Origin of the sequence: Pseudomonas sp. CCI3.1 (assembly GCF_034313985.1) — a bacterium.
Classification (GTDB): domain Bacteria; phylum Pseudomonadota; class Gammaproteobacteria; order Pseudomonadales; family Pseudomonadaceae; genus Aquipseudomonas; species Aquipseudomonas psychrophila.
In genome coordinates, this window is the sequence record NZ_JAVIWO010000001.1 from 5,408,016 (window position 1) to 5,431,282 (window position 23,267).

Below are 23,267 nucleotides of genomic sequence, written 5' to 3' on the forward strand. Positions count from 1 at the left end.
CTCTCATGGCTGTAGAAAAGAAAGATATCGAAGACGTCGCCGAAGCCCTGGGCAAGAAGTTCGACGAATTCAAAAAGACCAACGACAAGCGCATCGACGGTCTGGAAGAAGAGAAGGGCAAGCTGTCTGGGCAGGTTGATACCCTCAACGAAAAGCTGAGCGAACTGGACGAGCTGAAAAGCTCGCTGGAAAAAGAGCTGATCGCGCTCAAGCGTCCTGACGGTACCGGCACCAAGGCTGCGAGCGAGCATAAAACTGCGTTTCTGCAGTTTGTGCGTAAGGGTATCGAAACCGGTCTGGGCGAACTGCAGGCCAAGGCATTGCAAGTCGGTGTTGAGTCGGACGGCGGTTTTGCGGTTCCGGAAGAGCTGGACCGCAGCATCATCGAGTTGCTGCGCGATGCATCGCCAATGCGCCAGGTTTGCAATCAGATCACTGTGGGTAGCCCGGACTACAAGCGTCTGGTGAATCTTGGCGGTCACGGCTCCGGCTGGGTAGGTGAAACCGATCCACGTCCGGCAACCAATACCCCGAAGCTGGGCAATATCTCGGCCTATATGGGTGAGCTCTATGCCAACCCGCAAGCTACCCAAACCAGTCTCGACGACATTTTCTTCAATGCAGAAGAGTGGCTGAACAGTGAGGTGGCCCGCGACTTCTCCGAGAAGGAAGGCAATGCCTTCCTCAAGGGTGATGGCGTCAACAAGCCTAAAGGTCTGCTGGCTTACGGCCTGGACTTGAAGGGCGACGATGAGCGTGCGTTCGGTGTTCTGCAAAAGCTGATCACTGGTACGGCTGGCAAGATCACCGGTGACAATCTGATCGACCTCATTCACGCGCTCAAGGCGGGCTACCGCGCTAACGGCACCTGGATGATGGGTAACTTGACCGTGGCCTATGTCCGCAAGCTGAAAGACAGCGAGGGCAATTACCTGTGGCGCCCGGGCCTGGAAGCTGGCGCGCCTTCGGTTCTGCTGGGTTACGGCATCACCGAAAACGAAGATATGCCGGATGTGGCTGCCGATGCCAATGCCATTGCATTTGGTGACTTCAAACGCGCTTACACCGTTGTCGATCGCATCGGTACCCGTGTGTTGCGTGACCCCTACACCAACAAGCCGTTTGTTGGTTTTTACACCACCAAACGTGTCGGCGGCATGCTCGTTGACTCGCAGGCCGTCAAGATTCTCACCCTGAGCGCCGATGCCTGATTGGCTGGGCGCCTTCGGGCGCCCACACATGCTGGAGGAAATATGCCGATTATTTTCGTGAAGAAAGCGTTCCCGTTCGCCGTCGATGGCAATCAAGTGATTGAGATCCTTGCCGGTGAGCAGGAAGTCTCGGATCGCTGCGCGCTGGTGGCGGTCGAGCACCTCGGTGTTGCTGCCTATCTCGATACACAAGGCCATTCAGGCTTGAAACTGGACGGGCCGAGCATCGCCGAGTTTGTCGAGGCGGGCTATCAGGCTATCAACTATCCGCCTGTTGGCTATGAGTCACGCAGCTCACAGGACGAGATCGACCTGGCCATCAAGGCACAGAAAGACGCCGATATCGAAACCGACCCGATGAAGATGACGGTACCCAAACTGAAGGAGTGGCTGACCGCCGAGGGCATCACCTTCGACGCCGATGCCAATAAGGCAATGCTCCAGGCGCTGGTACCTGCCAGTGCTTGAACTGCCCATCGTCAAGGCTCATTTACGGGTCGACCATGACGGTGAGGATGAGCTGATTCAGGGTTATACGGATGCAGCCCTCAGCGCATTTGAGACCTGGACCAACCGCAAGCTGATTGGCGCTGATGATGCACTGCCTGATCCGGTGGGTAATGCGCTGGTCATCAGCAAAACGATTCGCCAAGGGGCCTTGCTGCTGATCGGCACCTGGTATAACAGCCGGGAGTCGGTAGTGGTCGGCGTGAGTGCGATTGAACTGCCAATGGCAACTAATGCCCTCTGGCAGCCTCACCGCTGGGTGAATATATGAGAGCCGGTCTTCTGCGGCACCAGATCGTCATCCAGCACCAGACCGCACAGCAAGACCCGGCCACAGGCGAGATGGCCACAGCCTGGGTGGACTTTGCGCGTGTTTGGGCGGCAGTCGACCCACTCAGTGCCCGAGACCTGATTGCAGCGCAAGCCAGCCAGTCCCAGGCCAGCGGACGTATCACCATCCGCTATCGTTCGGGCGTGTTGCCGACCATGCGCATCCTGCATCGCGGGCAAATCTTCACAATCATCGGTCAGCCGCTCCCGGACAGAAACTCGGGCCTGGAGTACTTGACCCTTGTTGTCGCTACGGGGGTGAATGATGGCTGACGGTATGCAGTTCAATATCCAAGGGCTCAATGGCGTGGTCGACAAAATGCGCACCCTGGGCCCACGCCTGCAAAAGAAAGGCCTGCGCAAAGCGGCCCGGGCAGCGATGAACATCGTGCGTGATGCCGCGAAAGCCAACGCCAAAGCCATCGACGACCCGGCCACCAAAGAGAAGGTGTTCCGCAACCTGATCACTCAGGAGTCGAGCAAGCAGTCCAGGCGCGAAGGCGGGGTGGTGATGCGGGTCGGCGTGCGCGGCGGCTCGGGCTCAAATCAGCACAGCAAGGACGCCTCCGGCAACCCCGGCGGCGACACCCGGCACTGGCGTTACATCGAGCTCGGTACCGAGCACAATCCGGCGGCGCCATTTATGCGCCCGGCGTTTTCCAGCAACGTGCAGGCTGTCACTGATCGTTTTGTCGCAGTGCTGAATACTGAAATCAACGCTTTGCTGGGGGCACGCTGATGTACGCGCCGATATTCGCCGTGTGCGCCGCCGACCCGGCGGTAACGGACTTGCTGGGCGTTTCGCCCGTGCGGATCTACCCCTTTGGCGAAGCGCCGGAAGGGGTGGCCAAGCCCTATGTGGTGTGGCAGACGGTCGGAGGCAACCCTGAATATTATCTGGCTCACCGCCCGGACATCGACGGTTTCAGCCTGCAAATCGATGTTTATGGCGTGTCCGTGACCCAGACCCGTGACACGGCCAAAGCCATCAGAAACGCCATCGAGCTCAAGGCCAACATTGTGCGCTGGGGCGGCGACTCACATAACACGGTCACCAAGACCTACCGCTACAGCTTCGATGTGGACTGGCTGGTACCGCGCTAAACCAACACCGACCCCCGGCCCGCCTTGAGCGGGCTTTTTCGTTTAAAGGAGACACCCATGTCCGTTCTCACACAGGGCACGCAGGCTTACATCCTCGTGCCGGCTGCGCCCGGTACCGGCCCGTTGACCGTAATGGAGGTGGAGTGCATCACCACCTTCGACCCTGCTGGCTCACCGGCAGACCAGATCGAAGACACATGCCTCAGTGATAAAGATCGCCGTTACAAGAAGGGTTTGCGCACGCCCGGCCAGGCATCCATTGGCCTCAACGCCGACCCCACTAATGCAAGCCACGTCCGCATGCATCAGCTGTACGAAGCGGACGGTGAAGACAATATCAAGTGGGCCATTGGCTGGGCCGATGGGGAGGCACCTCCGACCTTGAATGAGGCAGGTGACGATTTTGAATTCCCGAAGACGCGCACCTGGTGTGCCTTTGAGGGTTATGTGGCCGACTTCCCGTTCTCTTTCGCGGCAAACGCAGTGGTTGCATCGACCGTTTCCATCCAGCGTTCGGGCGGCCTCGCCTGGATTCGCAAAACCATCTAAGGGCTTTCCATGAACCTCAAGCAACTCAAAGCCAAAGGCGGCATCGTCGACGGAGCGCTGGTTAAAAAAGAAGTCACCTGGGTCCACGCCGACCCGGCCACCGGCAAGGACGTGACTGATAAATTCAACGTGCATATCCGCCGCCAGTCGTTCGGTGTCATCGAACGCCTGTTTGCCCCGGACGAAGCCGAGCAAAGCCGCAACGCCAAATACATCGCGGCCAGCGTGTTCCTGGGTGAAGAGGGTGCTGAAGCGCTTAGCTACGAAGATGCCTTCAGCTTGGAGTCGTCCCTGGGCTTTGCCATCCTCACCGCGGTCAATGAAGCCAACGGCACCGGGAAGGATCAAGCAAAAAACTAAGCGCCTCCGATGAGTTCTGGCACGAACTGGTGCTGAACCGCATCGGAGGCAGCACCATTGCCGAAGCCAAGGAACGGCTGACCCACCGCGAAGTGCTGGACTGGATCGCTTACCGGGAAAAGTACGGCACTTTGGATCAGAACCGGCGCCTGGAGCGTCACTTCGCGCTGTTGACCCACCTGACCAGCAAAGTGGCCGGCGGGAAAATGGATCTGAGCGATTTCATGGTTTACAGCCAGGCGCAGGCAACGATCAGCCTGGAAGAGGCTATGGCTACGTGGCAGTGAGTGGCATGCGCTTGGGTCCTTTTTCTCCCATTGATTCTCTGTGGTAACTCTGGTTAATCCGCAAGCTATGGCCTGTGTCTCATTAGCCGGTGCTATTGTTAAGCCATCAATCAAGGAGGGCGTATGGCGACAGTTAAAGTTGAAGCTGGTGATATTGATAAAGGTGCCTGGCAGTATTCCGGCATGTTTGGGACGTCGATTCTGACCCGGGCAAGCACCAAGGATCATCCTTGGAAAGGAGAGACCATCAACCTTGGGCTGGAGCTTGAGAGAACCGAGTTACTCGATGAGGAAAAGGTCAAGAAACTTGCAGGCACAGCCGGTTGGGGTGTGGCAGGGGCCGTTTTGCTGGGCCCGATCGGGGCAATTGGCGGGATGTTGCTTGGCGGCAACAAGAAGGAAGTAGCTTTTGCTGCTTACTTGAAGGATGGCCGGAAATTCATGGCTACAACTGATGGTGGTACATGGAAGAAGTTGATGGCGATCACTTTTTGATTCGTTGTTGAAGTATGGCCCGCTCCGGCGGGTTTTTTTTCGCCTGGAGAAAATCAAATGGCCTCGCGCTCACTTGGAACCCTGACGCTCGATCTCATTGCGCGTATTGGCGGTTTTGAACAAGGAATGGATCGCGCCGCCCGAACGGCAACAAACCGCATGGGCCAAATCGAGCGGTCGACCCAAAGCGCGAGCAGCCAGATTGTCAGCTCGCTTAAATCAATTGGTGTGGCTGCTGTTGGGTACTTGGGCACACGCGAACTCATTGCCTACGCTGAAACATGGACCTCCGTTCAGAACCGGCTAAAGCAAGTGACCGTGAGCCAGCAAGAGCTGGCTAAGGTCTCTCAAGAGGTTTTTGAGGTAGCGCAGCGATCGCAGGCGGCGCTTGAGCCTACGGCAGAGCTCTACCAGCGAATCGCTTCAACCACTTCCGCTCTGGGCGTGAGCCAGACGGAGATGATCCAGGTTACTGAGTCCATCAGTAAGGCAATGTCGGCCAGCGGCGTGTCTGCCGGTGCCGCAGCCGGGGCGCTGGTCCAGCTTGGGCAAGCCTTTGCTTCTGGTGTACTGCGCGGGCAGGAACTGAACTCGGTGCTCGAGCAGGCGCCCGGCCTCGCCCGCTCAATTGCTGACGGTCTGGGGGTAGCAGTAGGAGACCTGAGAAAGCTCGGCGAAACAGGATCAATTACATCCGAAAAACTGTTTCGGGCCATTCTTAGCCAAACCCAGTCAATTGATGACCAGTTTGCCCGGGCGCAAACCACTATCAGCGGTGCGTTTACTGTTCTTGAAAACAGCGCAACACGGGCTATCGGTACGCTAGACAACACCTTGGGCGTGTCCCGGGCTTTTGTGACGGCAGTGCTGGATTTATCTGCGGCCCTGGACTCTGGGAAGCTTCAAACCTTTACCCGGATTCTGGAAGCCGGGCTGTTGGTCGTTTTGGGAAGAACAGCGGGAGCGCTGATCAGCAACGCCTATGCAATGGGCGTCAACATCAAGGCATCCTCCGAGCTTGCAATGGCAAACTCTGTCGCCACGGCGGGTGAAGTGCGCAGGCTTGAGGCTGTAAAGGCAGGTGTTGTTGCAGATTTGGCGAGGGCGCGAAGCTCCGTTGCCAGTGCTGAGGCGTCGGTGCTTGCGTCGCGCCAAGTGCAGACGGCTGATTTGGCGCGTCTGCAAACTGTTCGGCAGGCATTAGTAGCCGAACTTGAGCTTGAACAGCAGCGCCTACGCGCACAAATCTCTGATATTGGCCGGCAGCAATCGGTCGCCCGGATGGCCGAGCTACGATTGGCAGAAACGGCGATCATTCGGCAGCTTACCGCCGCCGAGGCGCAGTTGACGGCAACCACCATTGCCGGTTCTGCGGCCGTCACTGCATCTCTGGCACAACGCACCGTTGCGACTGAAGCGCTTGCCGTGGTCAATGGTCAACTGGCAGTTGCACAAGTGGCCGCAACATCAACAATGGCCGCATGGGCCGCCAGTAGCACTGCTCTTGGCGCAGCTTTTGCGATGGCTGCAAAAGCAGGCCGCACCTTGCTTTCTCTGGCCGCTGGCTGGCCTGGACTGATTATCACTGTGGGCCTTATCGCCTATTCGTTTTTGGACTTTGGCGACAAAGCTGAAGAAGGTACAAGCAAGGCTGCAAACGCATTTGATGATGCGTCTACGCGCATTCGTCGTGCTGTTAAAGGGATGTTGCCTGATGATCTGGGTAAGCGTTCGTTTGAACAGCTGAGCGGCGCCCTTGATGGCCTTCAATCTGAACTCAAAAATGCTGAAGAGGTGTACGACCGCTTGCAGTCGGGCGCTGACTCGGGCGGTGACGTGCCTTTTGCGTTGCCGCTGGACCAGGCAGGCGAGCGGGTAGAGGCGCTCAAAGGCGCCATTCAGAAAACTCAGGCAGAGCTGAATGGTGTGCGATTTGCCAGCGACAAAGCGGGTCAGAGCTATCTGGACAGTCTGAAAAAACAGGCAGTCGTCGCCGGAAAGCTGACTGAGGTTGAAAAACTTCGGGCCCAGCTTTCCGCAGGCATTCTCAAGCTGGATCCAGAGTCTGAAAAAGAAGCGCTCAAGCACGCTGCTGCGATCGACAAGGTTAATGCCAGTCTCAAAATGCAGAAAGCCGACACCAAGTCAGTTTCCGAGGTGCAGAAGAAATTCGCGTCTACGGAAGAGGATTATCAGCGTCAAATCGAGCTTATCAATACCACCACTGATGCGCGTAAAAATGCCACGGAAGTAGCCAAGCTGCAGTTTGAGATTGAAAGCGGCAAGTTGGTAGGCATCAATGCCCTGCAGCAAAAGCGCCTTGAGGGTCTGGCTGTCGAACTGGACAGCCTGAAACAGCTGAAACAGGCCAACGAAGACGCCGTCAAGCTGGCTGCATTCGGCACAACCCTGAAAGACACCAACCAAACGATCAGGCAGGGCTTCAAAATTGAACTGGCCGGCGCGGGCTCCGGCGACAAGCTGAAAGAGCGCCTCCAGGCCGATCTTGAAATCCAACAGGAGCATGACAAGCAGGTCTCTGACCTGTTCAAGCAGCGCAATGCTGGTGATATCAGTCAGGAGCTGTACGAGCAGGAAACCGAGCTGCTCAGCGAGGCACTCGCCGAGCGCATGGTGATCCAGCAGGACTATTACAACCAGCTCGATGCCGCCCAGAGCAACTGGATGGACGGTGTGGGCGATGCTTGGAACAACTATCTGGATCAGAGTCGGGACATTTCCGGCCAGACCAAGGACATGTTCACCGATGCCTTCTCTGGCATGAATGACGCGCTGTACAACTTCGTGACCACTGGCAAGTTGTCCTTCTCAGATATGGCCGCGACGTTCGCCAGTTCCGCGCTGAAGATGCTGATTCAGTGGGGTACGGCTCAGGTAGCCATGGCTGCTCTGAACGCCTTCACCTCGACGGCAGCCATTCCTATCGTTGGCCCGTTTGCGGCGCCGGCGGCTGCGGCTTCCGCCCTGGGTGCAGCGGGCAGTTTCATGGGGATGATCGGCTCTGTGGCCGGTATGGCGCACGACGGCATCGATGCAGTACCGGAAACCGGCACCTGGTTGCTGCAAAAGGGTGAGCGGGTTACTACTGCTCAGACCAGTGCCAAGTTGGATCGTACGCTGGAGCAGGTCGCGCAAGGCGGAGGGGCAGGCGGGAAAGGCCTGACTGTAAATCTCATCGAGGACAGATCTCGTGCAGGGCAAAGCGAGAGAGGTACCAATTCTGATGGCTCTGAATACCTGAACCTATGGGCAGCGCAGATTCGATCCGGAGGAAACGAGGCGTCAGATTCACTCGAGGCCGCCTACGGTCTGAAACGCCAAGCTGGATAGGAGGTATCGCATGAGCGCAATCGAACAATGCTACGCCTCTGGCGGAGACATGATCATCAAGACCGTCGAAGTCCGGGCAGAAGGAGAGAGCACCACACTGCTGTTTTCTCAGGGCTTCGATGACTGGACGTGCGGTACCGAGGACGGCAGGGAGCTGACCTTCCCGGGTGTGGCGATGGGGGATGCGCTGCCCAAGAGTGACGGCAGCGGATACCAAAGCTTGAACATCGAAATTGATAACACGCTGGGCAACGTGCAGAAGGTCGTCGAGGAATACCGGCTTGCTGGAAAACGGATTTACATTACTCACCGCGAATACCTGCTGAGTGATCTGAGTTATCCGACATCGATTTACCACCTCACGGTGCTGGATCGAGAGTACGCCGATAACACAGCCAAGTTTTCCTGCGGGTTCTTTGACCTGCTGAACATTGGGTTCCCGCGAGACAAGCTCACCACATTGGTCGCACCAGGCCTGAAGTACATCTAACCATGCTTAAACACTACTTATCCGCCCCTTACCGGGATGGCGGCCGGGGACCTATTGCCTTCGATTGTTGGGGGCTGTGCATCGCGGTTCGCCATCAGCTACTGGGTCTGCCTCTGCTGCCCAGCCTGGGCGCTGTAGGCAAGGACCGGCTACGCGAGAACACCCACGCTTACCACGACCTAAAGCATGGCATGGAAACCTGCCCTCCAGAGATCGGCGCCATTGCGGCTGTATTTCGTGGCGCGCTATGCCTGCATGTCGGCGTGGTGGTCGAGGCTGATGGCAGGCTCAAGGTGCTGGACACCAACCCAGGCGGTGCACGACTGCGCACCGTCCGTGAGTTTGAAACTGACTTTCCAAGGGTGGTCTTCTACCGTGATCGAATTTTTCCCGAACAAGATGGCCGGCTCGGCGCCGATGGTCACGTACACGACTGATCGGCGCATGACGCTGGAGCAGTGGCTGATCGAGCAGTCACCCAGCTACCAGCGGATGGAGTCGCCTCCGATCAGCATTGTGCTGAATGACGAACTGATAGAAGCGAAACGCTGGCACAAGGTGGTTTTCAAACCGTCTGATCATGTCGAGATCTATCGCGAGCCCAAGGGTACTGACCCCTTCAGCATCACCTACGCCCTGTTCGCAGGCGCGAAGGCGGTGATGAAGATGATGGTGCCGAAGATGCCCGGCATGCCTTCAAACTCTACTGTGCAGGGCAATCCCCTGACCGAGGCCAGCGCCAAGGGCAACAAGGTCAAGCTGGGCGACACCATTCGCCAGATCGCGGGGCACCAAAAGGTATACCCGTCCTACCTGGCGGAACCACGTACTTGGTTTGTTTCTCCACGGGAGCAGTGGATCGAGATGCTGCTTTACGTCTCGGCGGGCGATCTGGATATTCCTATCAGCAAGATCAAGGTGGGTGAAACTCCACTGATTTCGCTGGGTGCCGATGCCCGTGTGACGATCTATCCGCCTGGTGCGGATGTCTCGGGCGATACCGCATCGATGCTCTGGTTCAATGTGGCCGAGGTGGGAGCGAGTTCGAGCGGATCGGCTGGCCTACAGCTGACGGTTTCGAACAGCATCACTCCATCGGCGCGGGCTTCGGCCTACCAGTTTAATGGCGATACCATTTCGATCCCTGCGGGAGCGGGTGCGTTCCCTGCCGACTGGGTCAGCGGTTTGGTGATTCGTGCGCTGGCTTACTACGAATACACGGTCATCGATGGTGGGCCGGGGCGTGACATCGTCCAAGGCCCTCTGGAGATGCTCAATCCTGAAGTCGGCATGCCGATTGAGGTTGTGGGTGCCAACGGCGGGTTGTACATCGTCAACAGCTACACGCCTTATGCACCTGCAATACCGCCCGGCGCAGGTACGGCTTCAACGCTGCGGGGCTCCAGTGCTCCTGCGCACTACGACTTTGATGTGACGCCGCTGTCGTTCACCGTCAGCCGAGGCGGGACGGCATACCCGGTCACCCTGAGCACTGCGACAACCGACCTTGCCGGTCTGGTATCGGCGTTCAACGCTGCCAAGGGCGCTGCGCCATTCATTGCCAGCGCCTCGCTGGGCCGACTGCTGATCACGGAAACGTCCGCTTTTACCGGTCTGCCGCTGACATCGACGGACGCGACTCTTTTCGGTAGCAGTCCAATCAGCAGCATCGGCACTGCCCCAACCAGCGGATCGCCTGAGCAGCCCGCAGAGATGACCTTGAACTATGACGGCGGAGCGCCTGCGAATGGCCTTGCGCTGGGCACTGGCTTGGCCTGCATTGGCCCTAGAGGGTTGCGGTATCGCATCACAGCCTCCGGTAGTTCCATTATTGAAGTCGAGCGTCTGACCTCCGCAGGTGCCGTTGATGAGGATTGGTCAGGGTTCAGCTATCTGGAAAGCGTTAACAGCGTGATCAACCTCGACCCGTCCAGCTTGCAGGGTGGGTACCGCGGTCCCTTCGTATGCAGCCCGGTCGGGGAGAAGGTCACCGCTATCGAGTATTCCGTCTTTGCGGCCAACGGCCTGATTGGTCTCGGAAAGAAAGGGGACATGTACGCTATTTCATCAGGCCACCAGTTTGAGTACCGGGATGCGGATGTGGCCGGTGCCTGGACGGTATTGCCGAGATGGGTGAGTGGTGCTTCGCGTGACGCCCAGGGCTTTACCTTCCGACATGAGCTGCCTTATCCAATGCGCCCTGAGTGTCGCCTCAAGCGCCTACCCAAGATCGGCGGCGCGAACGCTGACGAGGTCAACGACGACATGATGTGGTACGGCTTGCGCGGGCTGCGCCAGATTCGTCCAACCAGCTATCCGGGCATGACAGTTATCTCGGCCAAAATTCGTGGCGCTGACCGACTCTCAGCGCAATCAGAGAGCCAGGTGAATCTGGAGGCCACCCGTATCCTTCCACTGCGCAGCGGCGGTGCCTGGCAAGCACCTGCACCTACACGCGACATCGTGCCGTGGGTGCTGAATGTACTCAAATCGCTGGGCTACACCGACGCCGACATCGACCTTGAAGAGTTTGACCAGTTGCACGCGTCCTGTGTTGCCGATGGCCAGCTCTACGACGAGACGATTGATGCCTCAAGTATTGCCAAGGAAGCGCTGAACAATGCGCTCGCCTGCGGTTGGGCTGAGCTGACTATCGCTAACGGGCTCATCAGGCCAGTCCGTGATGAGCCAAGAGCCGTATTTGAGCGCGAGTACGGCCCCAAGACCCAAACCTACTCGCCGCAGAACATGACCACCGCCTTGAAGATCAGCGGCCCGCTTCCTTCGATCAATGACTATGACGCTGTAGACGTTGAGTTTTACTCGAGTAAAAGCTGGGCCTGGGAAACCGTTGAATGCCGATGGCCTGGTGATCTTGGGCTGAAGGTCGAGAAGGTCAAACTGCCCGGGGTGACTGATCGAGACCGCGCCTATCGGTGGGGTATGCGCCGCCGTGGGCACCAACTGTTCCGATCGGATACTTACACCTGGGCGACCACGCTGGCCGGGCGCAACTCGGGTTACCTGAGCTTTTGCGCGGTTGCCAGTGATACGCCGGGGCTTTGTCAAAGTGCGCTGTTATTTGGCGTTCAGCCGGTCATTGGCGGGCTGATATTGGAGTCGTCAGAACCACTGGATTGGACTGCCGGCGGCGCTCACAAGATCGGTATCAGTCGATTGGACGGCACGCTGTCCGGGCCTTATCCGGCCACTCAAATCGATGAGTTCCACGTCAGGGTCGATGACCTGGACTTCGTGCCCAGCAACGATCCGGCCTTGAATTCACCACGCCTGCTGTTTGGCCCTGCTGACAAGTGGGCTTACCCGGTGCTGGTGACCTCGGCCGATCCTTCCGGCGGCAACGTCTCAATGAAGGGAATGCCCTATGACGCCCGCGTTTACACCTACGACCACGCCACGGCGCCTGGCTGATAAAGGATCTGCTAACCATGCTTGCATACCCTGAAGGTCTGCCTACGCCTCAGCGGGAGGGCTACGGCTTTGATCCTGTCAGCCCGATGACCAGCACAAAACTGGTGAGCGGGCGCTCAGAGCGTCGTCGGGCCTTTGTCAGCACTCCAACTGTGGCGACTGTCACCTGGTTGCTGACACCGTCCGAGGCGCAGTTGTTTGAAGGGTGGTTTGAATACGTTCTGCTGTCTGGATCATTGCCGTTCGAATGCCCACTCCTGACCCCGATGGGCCTGGAGCCGTACCGGGCCAACTTCGTCGACATCTACAGCGGCCCGGTCTTGGTGGGTGTGGACCTCTGGCGGTTCAGTGCTCAGCTCAGTCTGTTCAAGCGACCACTGATTGATAAGGAGTGGATAGTGGATGCACCGGACTACATCCTTGGGTCAGACATTTTCGATATAGCCATGAATCAGAAGTGGCCGAAGCAAACTGAATGCTGAGCCAGCCCCGTAACGGCCAGCCCTGGCCGCTGCACCTCTACATAATTTCCACCGGCAGCTCGCCGGAAACTTAAAACAGCGCTTACGCATCCGCACTTTTGGCGGAGGTGTCGTCGCGCCTGCGAGAAACTGCCCATGGCTTACAACACTGGCAACCCGATCGGGTCGACCTCCCCAAAAGACCTGTCCGATAATGCCCGGAACCTGGACCTGTTGCTGCTCGGGGATGATCCGTCATACCCAGATCGTAAGGGCGTGCCGCGCAAGTCGTGGAAGGGCATGGAGGCCGAGTACGTTGCGGATCGCCTGCGCCGCGCCACTGAATTCAATACAGCCCAGACTGATCGAGAGATCCAGTTCGCTAAGTTCCTGGAGTCCAGCGGTTTTGAGGCTCCTGTCCCATATGCCCCCGGCTTAATCCTACAGCGCGCTACTCAAACCGTTACCTATTTGGGGAAGGAGTACCGGGTAAAAAGCCAGTTTCTGCCGCTGTTGACTACGAACTGGGCCGGTGACGAGTCGAAGCTCAAGCTGATTGGTGATGATTCGCTTCGACAGGATATGGCCAACTTCACTGATCCAGCTAAAGGCGCGGCCATCCTCGGGCGCGGCGTTGTTTCGATAGCGTCAATTGCGGACTTACTAACGGCAACACTCAAAGAGTCTCTGACCTATCGTGTCGCGTCCTATCATGGCGGATGGGCCGCAATGACGCCATACGTTGGCCCGCTGGGCGGTGGAGACTTTAAGTTTTCGGCTGGCTCTACTATCCCGGCTGACGGCGGCATCGTCTTCGAAGTTCCCGGAGGGCGCGTTGTGCGCATGGGCCACACTGCCACGGTGAGGCCGGAGTGGTATGGGGCCATCGGTGATGGTGTTCAGGATGACACAGACGCTCTTCGCCTAGCCTGCCGCTCGGATGGTGAGTATGTGCACGACTACGGTTACACGTTCCGTAAGGCGGGCGGTCGCAGGATCAAACTACGGACGGGCGGTAACTACCGGATCACACGACCAGTTCACGTGCGTAAGGGTGATTGGGCGCAGGGCGGAGGCTACACCGCCACACGCGTGTTCTCCAACCAGTCCGGCATAGGTCAGCTGTTCTACGTTGGATGGGGGATGGTTGACGGCGTGCTCGTACGGGATCCTGGCGGACTCATACCTAAAGTTACAGACATTTGCTTTGCCGAGACTGTGGGCGGAGTCAGCGCCATATTCCTCGACAATGTTTCTGGCTGGGACGTAAGGGACTGTTGGTTTTTTGCGGACGTAGGCGTGAGAACCAAGGGGATCACCAACGACGGATTTATGCTCAACTGTGTTGCTGACAACGGTAGTGGGCACTTGGCTATTTTTGAAGGCACGGGTGATGGCTATCACACCGGGCAATCCACAACCGTCCAAAGCTGCAGTGCCTTCAAGACACGGTATGGCGGTATTAAGCTGGATGGCGTATCCGACGTTACCATCATCGGCGGGTTCCTCAACTTCATACCATTTTATGGCGTCTACACCGGCACGGTTAAGACGAACTCTCGCATCAAGGCTATTGGTGTCAACTTCAAGGGCTCCATGACTGGCGAGGGTATGGACGTGACACAGCAGCATATCCGCGTCACCGCCCCCACCGCTGGATTTGCCATCATCGATTGCGGGTTTGCGTATTCCCGGAATGCTGACATTCAAGCAAATTACCCTGTTCAAGTCAGGGGCGGGCATTCCGCTAATGCGGCAATCGATAGCATCGTCTGCCTTGGTGGGCGGTCGAAGCTCAACGGCATGACCTTCGCGGACACAGGGAGACACCCAGTACGCTCGACAGTGCGTATTGACGTGGAAGGACTGGAAATGGAAAACCCTCTGTCTATCGGTGTTCCGGCAGATATCTTTGCTCGCGGGGCAATTTACTTGTCAGGTTCAGGCAGCAAGTCCACCGTGTTCAATTGCCACCGGCATGATGATAAAGGCCCGGCAGTAAGCACGAACGGTCTGAACGGTATCCGCTCATCCGGGAATACCTCTGAGGGGGACGTAGACGTCCTGCACTACACCGGAAATGGGGTTAACTACTCGGTTAACGAGCGGGCTGAGAATCCTGTTGGACTTTGGCGAAATGTTGAGCTGTTACGTGGTGAGTACACCCGTTGGATTGACTCGTCCGGGAGGTTGCGTATCAAGAACGGAGACCCGACCAGCGAAACGGACGGTACAGTAGTCGGGGCTCAGGCCTGATCCTATAGCCAAGCATGCCCGCCACTGTGCGGGCTTTTTTCCGTATGGAGGAAAGAGTGAAGTTCTACCTGATTAAGTACGCAAAAGAACTGCCCAACGGATTTGGTGGCACCGCTCAAGGCCCGCTTATCAAAATACTGCCGAAGTACAAAGATGACATCGGCCTGCTTGAGCATGAAAAAGTGCATGTGCGTCAGTGGTACGCCTGGCTTGCCCTGGGGCTGCTGATCGGCACGCTACTGACACTGCTGGTCTCGCCGTTCCTATGGCCTCTGTTTGGCCTGGCACCGTTCCTCCACTCGCTGCTGTACAAATTCATTCGACCCTACCGGCGCTGGTGTGAGGTACAGGCCTACCGCAAGCAACTCGCAACCGGGGGTTATGACGGCAACGACTTTGCAGTGACTGCCTTGGTCGAGAAGTACGACCTGAACCTGTCGACCAACGAAGCCAAAGCACTGCTGCTCAACTGATCAACATCCACAAGCCAACCCGCCATCGAGCGGGATTTTTTTTCGCCTGGAGAAAACTATGCCCATCACCTTGCAGCAACTGCTGCAGATCCTCCCGAACGCCGGCCAAGTTGCCGGCGTTTTTGTGCCTGTCTTAAACACCGCAATGAACCGGTACCAAATCGTGGGCCAGAAGCGCATGGCGGCCTTCATTGCCCAGGTTGGCCATGAGTCCGGCCACTTGGCGCGTCTGGTGGAAAACCTCAACTACAGCGCTGACGGCCTGGCCAACACATGGCCGAGCCGATACGCCGAGCCAGACGGTAAGGGGGAATACGTCAAAGTGCAGGTGTCCGGCAAAGTGCGCAACAAGCCGAACACCCTGGCGCTGAGTGTTGACCGTAAGCCCGAGCAGATCGCCAACATCGTCTACGGCAACCGCATGGGCAACACCGAGCAGGGAGACGGCTGGAAGTATCGTGGGCGAGGCCTGATCCAGATCACCGGTAAGAACAACTACCGCGCCTGTGGCGACGCGCTGGGCCTGGACTTGATCACGCAACCTGAGCTGCTGGAGAAACCGCAGCACGCTTGCATGTCAGCTGCGTGGTTCTGGGCAACCAATGGGCTAAACACCTTGGCGGATGCTGGTAAGTTCGACGCCATCACCCAGCGCATCAACGGCGGCCAGAACGGCTCGGCAGACCGCCAAGCGCTGTATGCCCGGGCACTGAAGGTGTTGGCGTGAACATCGATGCGGTGAAGTGGTGCGGAGTGTTGCTGCTGACCTGTGCCTTGATGGCTGGTAGTGCGCGAGCCGCGTGGGTGTGGCAGGCCAACGCGTACGGGCAGCTACTGGCCACAAAGGAAACAGCTAATCAAGCCAGGCTCACCAATCTGGCCAACGTCAACTCTGCGTTAATCCTGGCGGAGCAGGACAAACGTATAGCCCTAGAGCAATGGTTGGCATCCAGCGACCAAGCCCATTACCGAGCCCTTACCGATGAAAAAATTAAACAAGCGCGCCTGCGTGATCGCCTTGCTACTGCTGACCTGCGGCTGTCAGTCCAACTCGATGCCTCCGCCTCAACTGGCGGTGACGCGATGCAAACCACCTCCACCGCCGGCGGCGTGGTTCATGGCGCCCATAGCGCCCAACTTGACCGAGCGCATGCTCAACGAATTCTCGGAATCACTGGGGATGGGGATGAAGGACTGATTGCTTTGTCTGCATGTCAGTCCTTCGTAAGAGCCTTAACTTACTAATAGTGATTGATTTTTCTGGATTAACCAGTGAATGCATCTATTATTCGGGGGTGTTTGAACTCGGTGGTTGGCTCGTTAGTGGAGGGGAGATGGACTTTACGGATTTTGAGCGAGTTACACTTAAGTTTTGGCGAGACTATATGAGTGGGATTTCGGATGCCAAGAAGGCAGGGAAACTTTGCTCTGGGGAGGGGGGGATTCTGTTTCCTAATATTCTGATGGTTACAAATTGCGAGGGATATTATGTGGCGGAGTTGCTGGGCGCTGGTTTTGAATATGTTGGGCTGAGCCTGAAGAAGAGTCGGACTCAGTCAATTTCAAAGTATTTCAATCAGTTTGATGACTCTGCTGAAACGCCATTATTTGTGCTTGATGGCAGTGATATTCGTTTAGAGTGGCTGTGTCTAAGCCATGCAGGGGACTTTGAAGAGGTTAAAAAAAGATTTCCTGCGTTTGGTAATATTTCGACTCGATTGATACGCACTTCAGAGGCTGAAACGTCTGGGAGTGTTGTTGCATTCAGTGATGCTTTTCGGTCGGCATCTTTTCATAATTGTTTGATAGTGAATCAGAGAGGGAGCGCATATAGGTGTAAATCTATTTTAGCCCTGATGGTAGTTTCAAGTTCTGTTAAGGCTGGGGAGTTGAAGGAGTTCTATTCTCGACAGCAAAAAGGTGATGAGGTGTCTGCAGTCCATACAGTTTCAGCCGGGGGTGAGTCTGTTGTAGCTGCAGGGCAGTTTCAAAATTTATATTTATCTCAAGGTGTTCATGAAACAACTTTGGGTGAGTTTCTTCGCTTGCATCCTGACTTTTTAAAAAAGTCTTTTTCGTGTGATGAGTTTCTTTATGAGAAAAGCTTTCAGTGGAAGGAGTCTAAATTCTTTCGGGATGAGCAATCCATCAATCCGGACTTGTTGATAAAGAGATTGGACGGATTTTATGATATATGTGATTTGAAAACAGCTGCATTTAAATACAAGAGTCTGACAAATAGCAAGACGAGTAGAAAGAAATTCAATGACTATATTTATGACGGAATAGCTCAGTTGAATACATATCGTGAATATTTCACTTACGAAGAAAATGCAAGACATGCTTTTGAGGTGCATGGAGTAAAAGTATCCAATCCTAAGTTAATCCTCATTGTGGGTAGTTGGGAAAATGCTTGTCTGGTCGATATAGAGCAGGCATGTTTAAATCATCCTGAAATTACCATTATTGACTATGATACTTTTTGTCATTTGTATATTGCGGCAGCACATGATAGTGCAAGGCTGACGTAATTGTTATGTAAGGGTGTGCCTCAGACTTTATGGGGTTTTATGGGGGGGCGAGGCCTTTGTTTCTTTGGCATTTTAACTGGAGCCGCGGCTGCACGTCCTTTTTGAACTTATTGAGTAACCTTGTACGCTATGGTGCTATTTGCCCGGCAGAGGAAAGAAAAGCCTCAGTGACTTTCCGAGTGACCTCGTTACTCGGTATCCAGCAGCGTTGGGCGTCGTTGCAGCGAGCGCCTGTTGCTGGAGTCCCGTATTTACTGGCGCTGAGTACGTCCAGCTTGAATGGGGTGCTAGGCGGTTAGGGGCTTGCCGGTAAATTTCAGATCGTTGATTGTGCTCAACAAATCTCTAGGGAAGTTAAGACCCGGTCGACGAATCAGAGGGTTTTTTGTCCGGCAGTAATTGGCCAATAGCGGTTACCGAACGTCCACGAAACCCGGGACGATTCAAACATTTGATGGAGTTGGATAATGAGAACTAGGATATTTAGACCGTTGAATCTTGGGAAGCTTGCCGTTGTGGCGGTAATTTTTCTCATAATTGGTATCTGGATTGGTGCATGGTGGTGGGTTTCCAATCCATCAGACTTTATCAAAAATCTGACGAGTCAGCCGTTAGCAGATACCTTCAGTAGCGTTAATGCATTGTTTGCGGGGCTAGCGTGTGCTGGAGTACTCATCACGATTTATCTTCAAATGCGCGAGTTGAGTGTTACTGCAGATGATCTAAAGAAGACAGCAGAAGCCAACACAGCCACGGCTCGTGCGATTAGTGATACAGCCTTGGCTAACGGTGAAATGGCTCGGGCCAGTCTTAAAGTTGCCATCCATGCGGATGAGCGATCAGTGCTAGATCTATTTCAGGTGTACTGCAGCCAATATTTTCAGGACGTGAAAAACTCTTCAATGAGCGTGCTTATTCCATGTGTAGCAAGTAAGGAGTACTTTGATTTTGTGGTGAGCCGTTTTTTTGTCGCAGAACAACTCACTCTTCAATCAAGTTGCTGGGAGCGAGTGTCGGAGGTTACATATTCCAAGAGCTATGACGAATTCATTCTTCAGGAGCAGCACCACCGCTACAAACTCGACGAACTTATCAATTTCTTCACCATGTTGACTGGCCGTGATAACGCTCGCGAAATCATCTTGCGTTGTGACTTTTCTTATTCTTGGTGGCGACCACTATTTTGGATGATCGCGTCTCAGCAAGAGCATCGTTTTAATGATTGCCCAGGGGTTCGAGCCTATGCCACACCATTGTATTTTTTAAAGGCGGTGAAAAAGCTAGATGAAATTTATGGCTTTGAACCATTTTCATCTGATGATGATATGTGGAATTTCATTGTTAATCACCCAAAAATTAAAAGTTACTCTTTGGATCCGGCGCACGGAGCGGATCTGTCCAGACGCGCGATATGAAGGCAAATTATCAAACTACAAGCTAGACCTCAAACAAGACATGGCGTTGTAAATCGCCAGCTGCCGATTTGCCGCTGACAACCACCTACCTAACACCTGTCGGCGAGCAGGAGACTACCTTGTTGCACGAGACGACCAGTATGTGGTTAAAACCGGTATTTCGACTTACAGACATGGCCCGCAGTTATCGCTGCATAGCTGACACCCGCTGGCAAATCACGAATGGCAGCTACTTAGGGATTGAACGCTTCTTACCGATTGCCGCCATTCAGAACTCCAGTGTGCTGACAACAATCAGATGATTTTCTGAGGTAGATGGGATGAATTTGGTCGGTAGGACGCCGGAAGACGAGCAGTTCCTAAACTAAAGATAGGGGCCGTACCCTACGAGGTTTACAGTGGCTCTACACTGCCAAAGTTTCGGAAGGGAATATCGCTACAAGCCACGGCCCGCTTGAGTACTCCTATCGGACTGCAAATCTTTAGCTATTTCGGGTTTGTGTTCATTCGGTAGGACGTCGCGGGAGGAGGCTGAAATCTCAGTGACTTTTCGAGTGACATCGCTACTCCTTGTCCAGCAGCGTTGGGCGTCGTTGCAGCGAGCACCTTTTGCTGGAGTCCCGTATTTACTGGCGCTTAGTAAGTCCAGCTTGAATGGGGTACTAGGACGTCAAGGCAGCCACTAGCACTCAGCTAATCTGATGTCACTGCAGAGTGGGTGAGTACTTATGCGGGCTCAGCAATGGGCCTAAGCGGTGTGTAGGGCGGCCAGTTCGGACCGATATCGCCATACCGATATCGGTCTAGAGCTTCTCCAGCAAGGCTGGCATAAAGCTGTCATTTAAATTTGTGGGTCAAGCTCGCTAGCGTGGGGAGTTACTGGTGCACGGTATGGCGCCTTATAGGGTGCGATGCCGAGCGACCAGAGATTGTCGATATTCTTGAGATACACGATCATCTTGTCTCCACCAGGATGGATAATGCCTGACTTGATAGCTTCGCTTTCCGGCTGAACCTCACAACTCCACCAGTCGTCACCTACACTGCCAGCGAGTTTTTCCCACGCCTGAGTGAACTCCCGTTTGTTGTTGCAGTACTTCCAAAAATCAGAGTCAACAATTACTGATAGATGTCCTTTACGCTCCCCTACAAATTTAACGGGAGCGATCAAGCATTGGGTATACGCGGTTTCGAGTATTGGAATAATCCGCTCATCATGATCTTCGTCCCAAATTACTGCGAGTTTTTGAATTTCCGCATTGCCAGTAACTTGAGGCTGCATGAAGCGATCATTCCACTGAGCGCAGCTTAAGACAGAATAATGGCTGCCCCGGCCGATATTGCCGATGGGATGTTGTTCATCATGAATAACAGAAAACAGGCTGGAATAAGCCATAGAGGATTTCCTTTTGTGGTTTTCATACACAGCGAAGTTCCTTTCGGGAGCCCCGCGATCACTTTCTAGGTAAACATTTTATTTGGAGCGCGTCAATATCCCTGCAGAGCTAAAAATGCGCTTTTTTTCTTTGGTGTCGTCCTTGGTCGATGGCATCTATCGACCATAAGCTCATGCAATTATGGCTATGTCACTACGCTCGACCCTTTCCCTTTCCCTTTCCCTTTCCCTTTCCTTGTTCTGTGGTGAGGTTCGCCGGTGACGTGCGTCATGGCAGGCACAGATATTCCGCATCTAGCAAGGCATAAGCGGTTGGAACATCGCCTAGCAAGAAGATGGCCTACAGCAGTTAATATGTGCATGTCGGAAGTGCGTTCGTTCGGGAAAACACCGGAGAAAGGCCAAAAGGCCTCAGTGTTTTTTCGAGTGACACTGTCACTCATTGCTCTACAACGTAGGGTGTCGTTGCAGCGAGCGCCTGTTGCTGGAGTCCCGTATTTACTGGCGCTGAGTAAGTCCAGCTTGAATGGGGTGCTAGGCGGGTAGGCACATTGCCCTGGGTTTTACTCAACCAGCAGAGCGCTGTGAAATTGATGATTTTTTGGGTCCATAACCTAAGACCGAGCCTAGACGGAATGCGGCCTGCAAGGCATAGGAGATCTCCTACTAATGGAACACCAAACAGCCTACAGGCTACGGTTATAAAGGACTTCAGACCCGGCTTGCAAATCCGCCCACGCCGGTTCGATTCCGGCTTCGGCCTCCACATTCGAAAGCCCCGTAGATTAGCGTCTGCGGGGTTTTTTTATGGCTGCGAAAAAGAGGTGATGTGTTCCGCATTTTAGGTTGCGAGCCTCTTTTGTAAGCGCTCCATAAACCCTATCTAGTCAAAGATGTGCGGCGCGTTTAGGAATTCAATTGAGCTGTGCAGTTCCACGTTGCTTAGTCGGCGCGAGCAACTCTTCATCTAATTCTTCGGCAGCGGGTTCAGCAAGACTTTCGGGTAGAGATAGCCTTTTTCAACTTTGGCTTCGGGACGCATCATGAGTTGCAGGCTCCGGAAAAAAATCGGGAGTACAGCATCGGGGATCAGCTAATCGCTTTGAATGTGGGGTTCATGGCGCGGTTACCCTAGATCTCGCCATGTCGCTCGTGCAATGCGATTGCGCCTGGATACGGCCAGTCATGCACGGCCCAGCGTTCCAAAGCACTCAACAAGCGTTGGGTATATGCCTCATGGCTTTCTGCGCCTTTGCAGGCCCCGGCGTACTTTCCTATTTGAGCCCTGAAGCCGCCCCGTCCCGTCGCGAATTCGTAACGAGCACAGCCGCTGCTGCCGCCGAAGCCGCTTGTGCTTCAAGGGTTGTAGTTCTTTGATCAATCGGGATTCCAGCAGCAGGGCGCCGATTTCTCCAGCGGTTTGCGGGTACTCGATCCGCTGCGCCTGACGCAGCATCCGGGCTTCTTCCGGTGCGCGCAGGTGAGAAAGCAATCGACTGCGGATGTCGATGCTTTTGCCGATGTAGAGCGGTATCGAATCACCCTCAGCGTAAAAGAAATACACCGGATGCCCGCGGGGCGGCCTCGACCTGAGCACGCAGGTGTGCCGGGTATTCATAAACAAGGTCGGGGCGAGCTGTGGAGGCGGGCATGTTGGTGTCTTCGTTGTTAATCAGGGTGCATAATCAAAATGCAAGTCCAAGCATAGGCTGTAACTTCTCATGGTAGTGGGTTCAGTCCACCGTTTGATACCCATGGTTGGCCCATCAGACCGTTAAATTGGGCTACAATCTGCCTACACACAGCTCGAGGAGGCTCAGTCAATGGCAACCATCAGCCTTGAGGCCAAGAAAGCCTACGCAGTCAAAACGCGCCAATCCAACTACGCGGCCAGCCTTCGTCTTGAAGGGTTCAAAGTGACAATTACAGACACCGAACGCAAACTGCCTTCGCGTGAAGAGGTACTGAAGTCTTTTGCCAAGACTCGGGCGTAATGTCAGATAAGTACGGAGTTGGTCAAGATTCCTATTGTTATCCTGGCTCGACAGTTCTTCGTAACAAACTCGATATTCGAGATGACTCAACATTAAACGATGCTGAGCAGCAGCTCTCGGCCGTAGCTGCTGCAACCATCGAGTTCAGCCCCCCACCCTATAACTTGGCTTCCCTTCAAAAAATCCACCGTACTCTGTTTTCCGATCTTTATGACTGGGCCGGGGAGCTTCGGACAGTCGGCATTTCGAAGCAAGACACGCGCTTCTGTCAGCCGGATTACATGGAGAAGGAAGCAGGCAAGATTTTTAAGGGCATGGCATCGGCAAACTGGTTTGAGGGCATGAGTCGCTCAGACCTGATCGTCGCAGTCGCGGACGCATACTCAGACCTCAATGTGGTTCACCCGTTTCGTGAAGGTAATGGCCGCACGCAGCGTATCCTTTTTGAACACCTCGTGATGAACGCAGGTTTTGAAATCAGTTGGTGGGGCGTCGAAAATGACGAGTGGCTTTACGCAAATATCGCTGCTTACAACTGTGTTCTTGAACCGTTGCAACAAGTGTTTAATAGATGTATTGGCCAGCAGATTCTGGCGTGAGTCGGTGAATTGACTGTGTGTATCTC

Annotated in this window: 25 protein-coding genes; 23 read left to right on the forward strand and 2 right to left on the reverse strand. The window is 55.0% G+C overall.

Annotation, left to right across the window (positions count from 1 at the left end):
- The first annotated feature begins 5 nt into the window (after positions 1–5).
- From RGV06_RS24950 to RGV06_RS25050, 21 genes are all read left to right on the forward strand, one after another.
- Positions 6–1,211 carry a phage major capsid protein gene (locus RGV06_RS24950; protein WP_322151732.1) on the forward strand — a complete coding sequence of 402 codons (1,206 nt, stop codon included), beginning with the start codon at positions 6–8 and terminating at the stop codon, positions 1,209–1,211.
- A gap of 42 nt (positions 1,212–1,253) precedes the next feature.
- Positions 1,254–1,679 carry a HeH/LEM domain-containing protein gene (locus RGV06_RS24955; RefSeq protein ID WP_322151734.1) on the forward strand — a complete coding sequence of 142 codons (426 nt, stop codon included), beginning with the start codon at positions 1,254–1,256 and terminating at the stop codon, positions 1,677–1,679.
- Positions 1,672–1,989 (forward strand): head-tail connector protein, encoded by a 318-nt coding sequence (locus tag RGV06_RS24960; RefSeq protein WP_322151735.1) that lies wholly within the window; start codon positions 1,672–1,674, stop codon positions 1,987–1,989. The genes RGV06_RS24955 and RGV06_RS24960 overlap by 8 nt, the downstream gene beginning before the upstream one ends.
- Positions 1,986–2,321: a phage head closure protein gene (locus tag RGV06_RS24965; protein ID WP_322151737.1), complete on the forward strand. Its 336-nt coding sequence runs from the start codon at positions 1,986–1,988 to the stop codon at positions 2,319–2,321. The genes RGV06_RS24960 and RGV06_RS24965 overlap by 4 nt, the downstream gene beginning before the upstream one ends.
- Entirely contained in the window at positions 2,314–2,787 is a 474-nt protein-coding gene (locus tag RGV06_RS24970; RefSeq protein WP_322151739.1) for an HK97-gp10 family putative phage morphogenesis protein, read from the forward strand. Before RGV06_RS24965 ends, RGV06_RS24970 begins: the two co-directional genes overlap by 8 nt.
- Positions 2,787–3,152, forward strand: coding sequence for a DUF3168 domain-containing protein (locus RGV06_RS24975; RefSeq protein ID WP_322151741.1), 366 nt, complete (start codon positions 2,787–2,789; stop codon positions 3,150–3,152). Before RGV06_RS24970 ends, RGV06_RS24975 begins: the two co-directional genes overlap by 1 nt.
- A gap of 57 nt (positions 3,153–3,209) precedes the next feature.
- Positions 3,210–3,701 carry a phage tail tube protein gene (locus RGV06_RS24980; protein ID WP_322151742.1) on the forward strand — a complete coding sequence of 164 codons (492 nt, stop codon included), beginning with the start codon at positions 3,210–3,212 and terminating at the stop codon, positions 3,699–3,701.
- A 9-nt stretch (positions 3,702–3,710) separates the two neighbouring features.
- Positions 3,711–4,061 (forward strand): phage tail assembly chaperone family protein, TAC, encoded by a 351-nt coding sequence (locus tag RGV06_RS24985; protein ID WP_095028573.1) that lies wholly within the window; start codon positions 3,711–3,713, stop codon positions 4,059–4,061.
- A 29-nt stretch (positions 4,062–4,090) separates the two neighbouring features.
- A complete protein-coding gene (locus RGV06_RS24990; RefSeq protein WP_019829244.1) occupies positions 4,091–4,348 on the forward strand; it encodes a hypothetical protein in 258 nt (85 codons plus the stop codon).
- A gap of 123 nt (positions 4,349–4,471) precedes the next feature.
- Positions 4,472–4,843, forward strand: coding sequence for a hypothetical protein (locus RGV06_RS24995; RefSeq protein ID WP_127196279.1), 372 nt, complete (start codon positions 4,472–4,474; stop codon positions 4,841–4,843).
- Positions 4,844–4,900: 57 nt separating this feature from the next.
- A complete protein-coding gene (locus RGV06_RS25000; protein WP_322151744.1) occupies positions 4,901–8,194 on the forward strand; it encodes a phage tail tape measure protein in 3,294 nt (1,097 codons plus the stop codon).
- A gap of 10 nt (positions 8,195–8,204) precedes the next feature.
- Positions 8,205–8,684 (forward strand): DUF1833 family protein, encoded by a 480-nt coding sequence (locus RGV06_RS25005; RefSeq protein ID WP_322151746.1) that lies wholly within the window; start codon positions 8,205–8,207, stop codon positions 8,682–8,684.
- Positions 8,685–8,686: 2 nt separating this feature from the next.
- Positions 8,687–9,121, forward strand: a complete 435-nt coding sequence (locus RGV06_RS25010; protein WP_322151747.1) for a hypothetical protein — start codon at positions 8,687–8,689, stop codon at positions 9,119–9,121.
- Positions 9,060–12,116: a host specificity factor TipJ family phage tail protein gene (locus tag RGV06_RS25015; protein ID WP_322151748.1), complete on the forward strand. Its 3,057-nt coding sequence runs from the start codon at positions 9,060–9,062 to the stop codon at positions 12,114–12,116. Before RGV06_RS25010 ends, RGV06_RS25015 begins: the two co-directional genes overlap by 62 nt.
- Before the next feature lie 17 nt (positions 12,117–12,133).
- Positions 12,134–12,598: a hypothetical protein gene (locus tag RGV06_RS25020; RefSeq protein WP_322151750.1), complete on the forward strand. Its 465-nt coding sequence runs from the start codon at positions 12,134–12,136 to the stop codon at positions 12,596–12,598.
- Between the two features lie 135 nt (positions 12,599–12,733).
- Entirely contained in the window at positions 12,734–14,833 is a 2,100-nt protein-coding gene (locus RGV06_RS25025; RefSeq protein ID WP_322151752.1) for a hypothetical protein, read from the forward strand.
- A 56-nt stretch (positions 14,834–14,889) separates the two neighbouring features.
- Positions 14,890–15,306: a hypothetical protein gene (locus tag RGV06_RS25030; protein WP_322151754.1), complete on the forward strand. Its 417-nt coding sequence runs from the start codon at positions 14,890–14,892 to the stop codon at positions 15,304–15,306.
- 58 nt (positions 15,307–15,364) lie between these two features.
- Positions 15,365–16,033, forward strand: coding sequence for a glycoside hydrolase family 19 protein (locus tag RGV06_RS25035; protein WP_322151756.1), 669 nt, complete (start codon positions 15,365–15,367; stop codon positions 16,031–16,033).
- Positions 16,030–16,551 carry a lysis system i-spanin subunit Rz gene (locus RGV06_RS25040; protein WP_322151759.1) on the forward strand — a complete coding sequence of 174 codons (522 nt, stop codon included), beginning with the start codon at positions 16,030–16,032 and terminating at the stop codon, positions 16,549–16,551. Before RGV06_RS25035 ends, RGV06_RS25040 begins: the two co-directional genes overlap by 4 nt.
- A gap of 89 nt (positions 16,552–16,640) precedes the next feature.
- Positions 16,641–17,837 carry a hypothetical protein gene (locus RGV06_RS25045; RefSeq protein WP_322151761.1) on the forward strand — a complete coding sequence of 399 codons (1,197 nt, stop codon included), beginning with the start codon at positions 16,641–16,643 and terminating at the stop codon, positions 17,835–17,837.
- 467 nt (positions 17,838–18,304) lie between these two features.
- Complete coding sequence (locus RGV06_RS25050) at positions 18,305–19,252, forward strand: hypothetical protein (RefSeq protein ID WP_322151763.1); 948 nt, start codon at positions 18,305–18,307, stop codon at positions 19,250–19,252.
- A gap of 841 nt (positions 19,253–20,093) precedes the next feature.
- Here the strand turns inward: RGV06_RS25050 and RGV06_RS25055 are convergent.
- Positions 20,094–20,648 (reverse strand): hypothetical protein, encoded by a 555-nt coding sequence (locus RGV06_RS25055; protein WP_322151765.1) that lies wholly within the window; start codon positions 20,646–20,648, stop codon positions 20,094–20,096.
- 1,234 nt (positions 20,649–21,882) lie between these two features.
- The gene (locus RGV06_RS25060) at positions 21,883–22,266 is read right to left on the reverse strand and encodes a hypothetical protein (RefSeq protein WP_240477097.1); all 384 of its coding nucleotides are present in this window, start codon (positions 22,264–22,266) and stop codon (positions 21,883–21,885) included.
- Between the two features lie 205 nt (positions 22,267–22,471).
- Here RGV06_RS25060 and RGV06_RS25065 point away from each other — a divergent pair, with 205 nt between their 5' ends.
- Both RGV06_RS25065 and RGV06_RS25070 read left to right on the forward strand, forming a co-directional pair.
- The gene (locus tag RGV06_RS25065) at positions 22,472–22,642 is read left to right on the forward strand and encodes a YhfG family protein (RefSeq protein WP_019821961.1); all 171 of its coding nucleotides are present in this window, start codon (positions 22,472–22,474) and stop codon (positions 22,640–22,642) included.
- A complete protein-coding gene (locus tag RGV06_RS25070) occupies positions 22,642–23,241 on the forward strand; it encodes a putative adenosine monophosphate-protein transferase Fic (protein ID WP_322151766.1) in 600 nt (199 codons plus the stop codon). The genes RGV06_RS25065 and RGV06_RS25070 overlap by 1 nt, the downstream gene beginning before the upstream one ends.
- Positions 23,242–23,267: the final 26 nt, after the last annotated feature.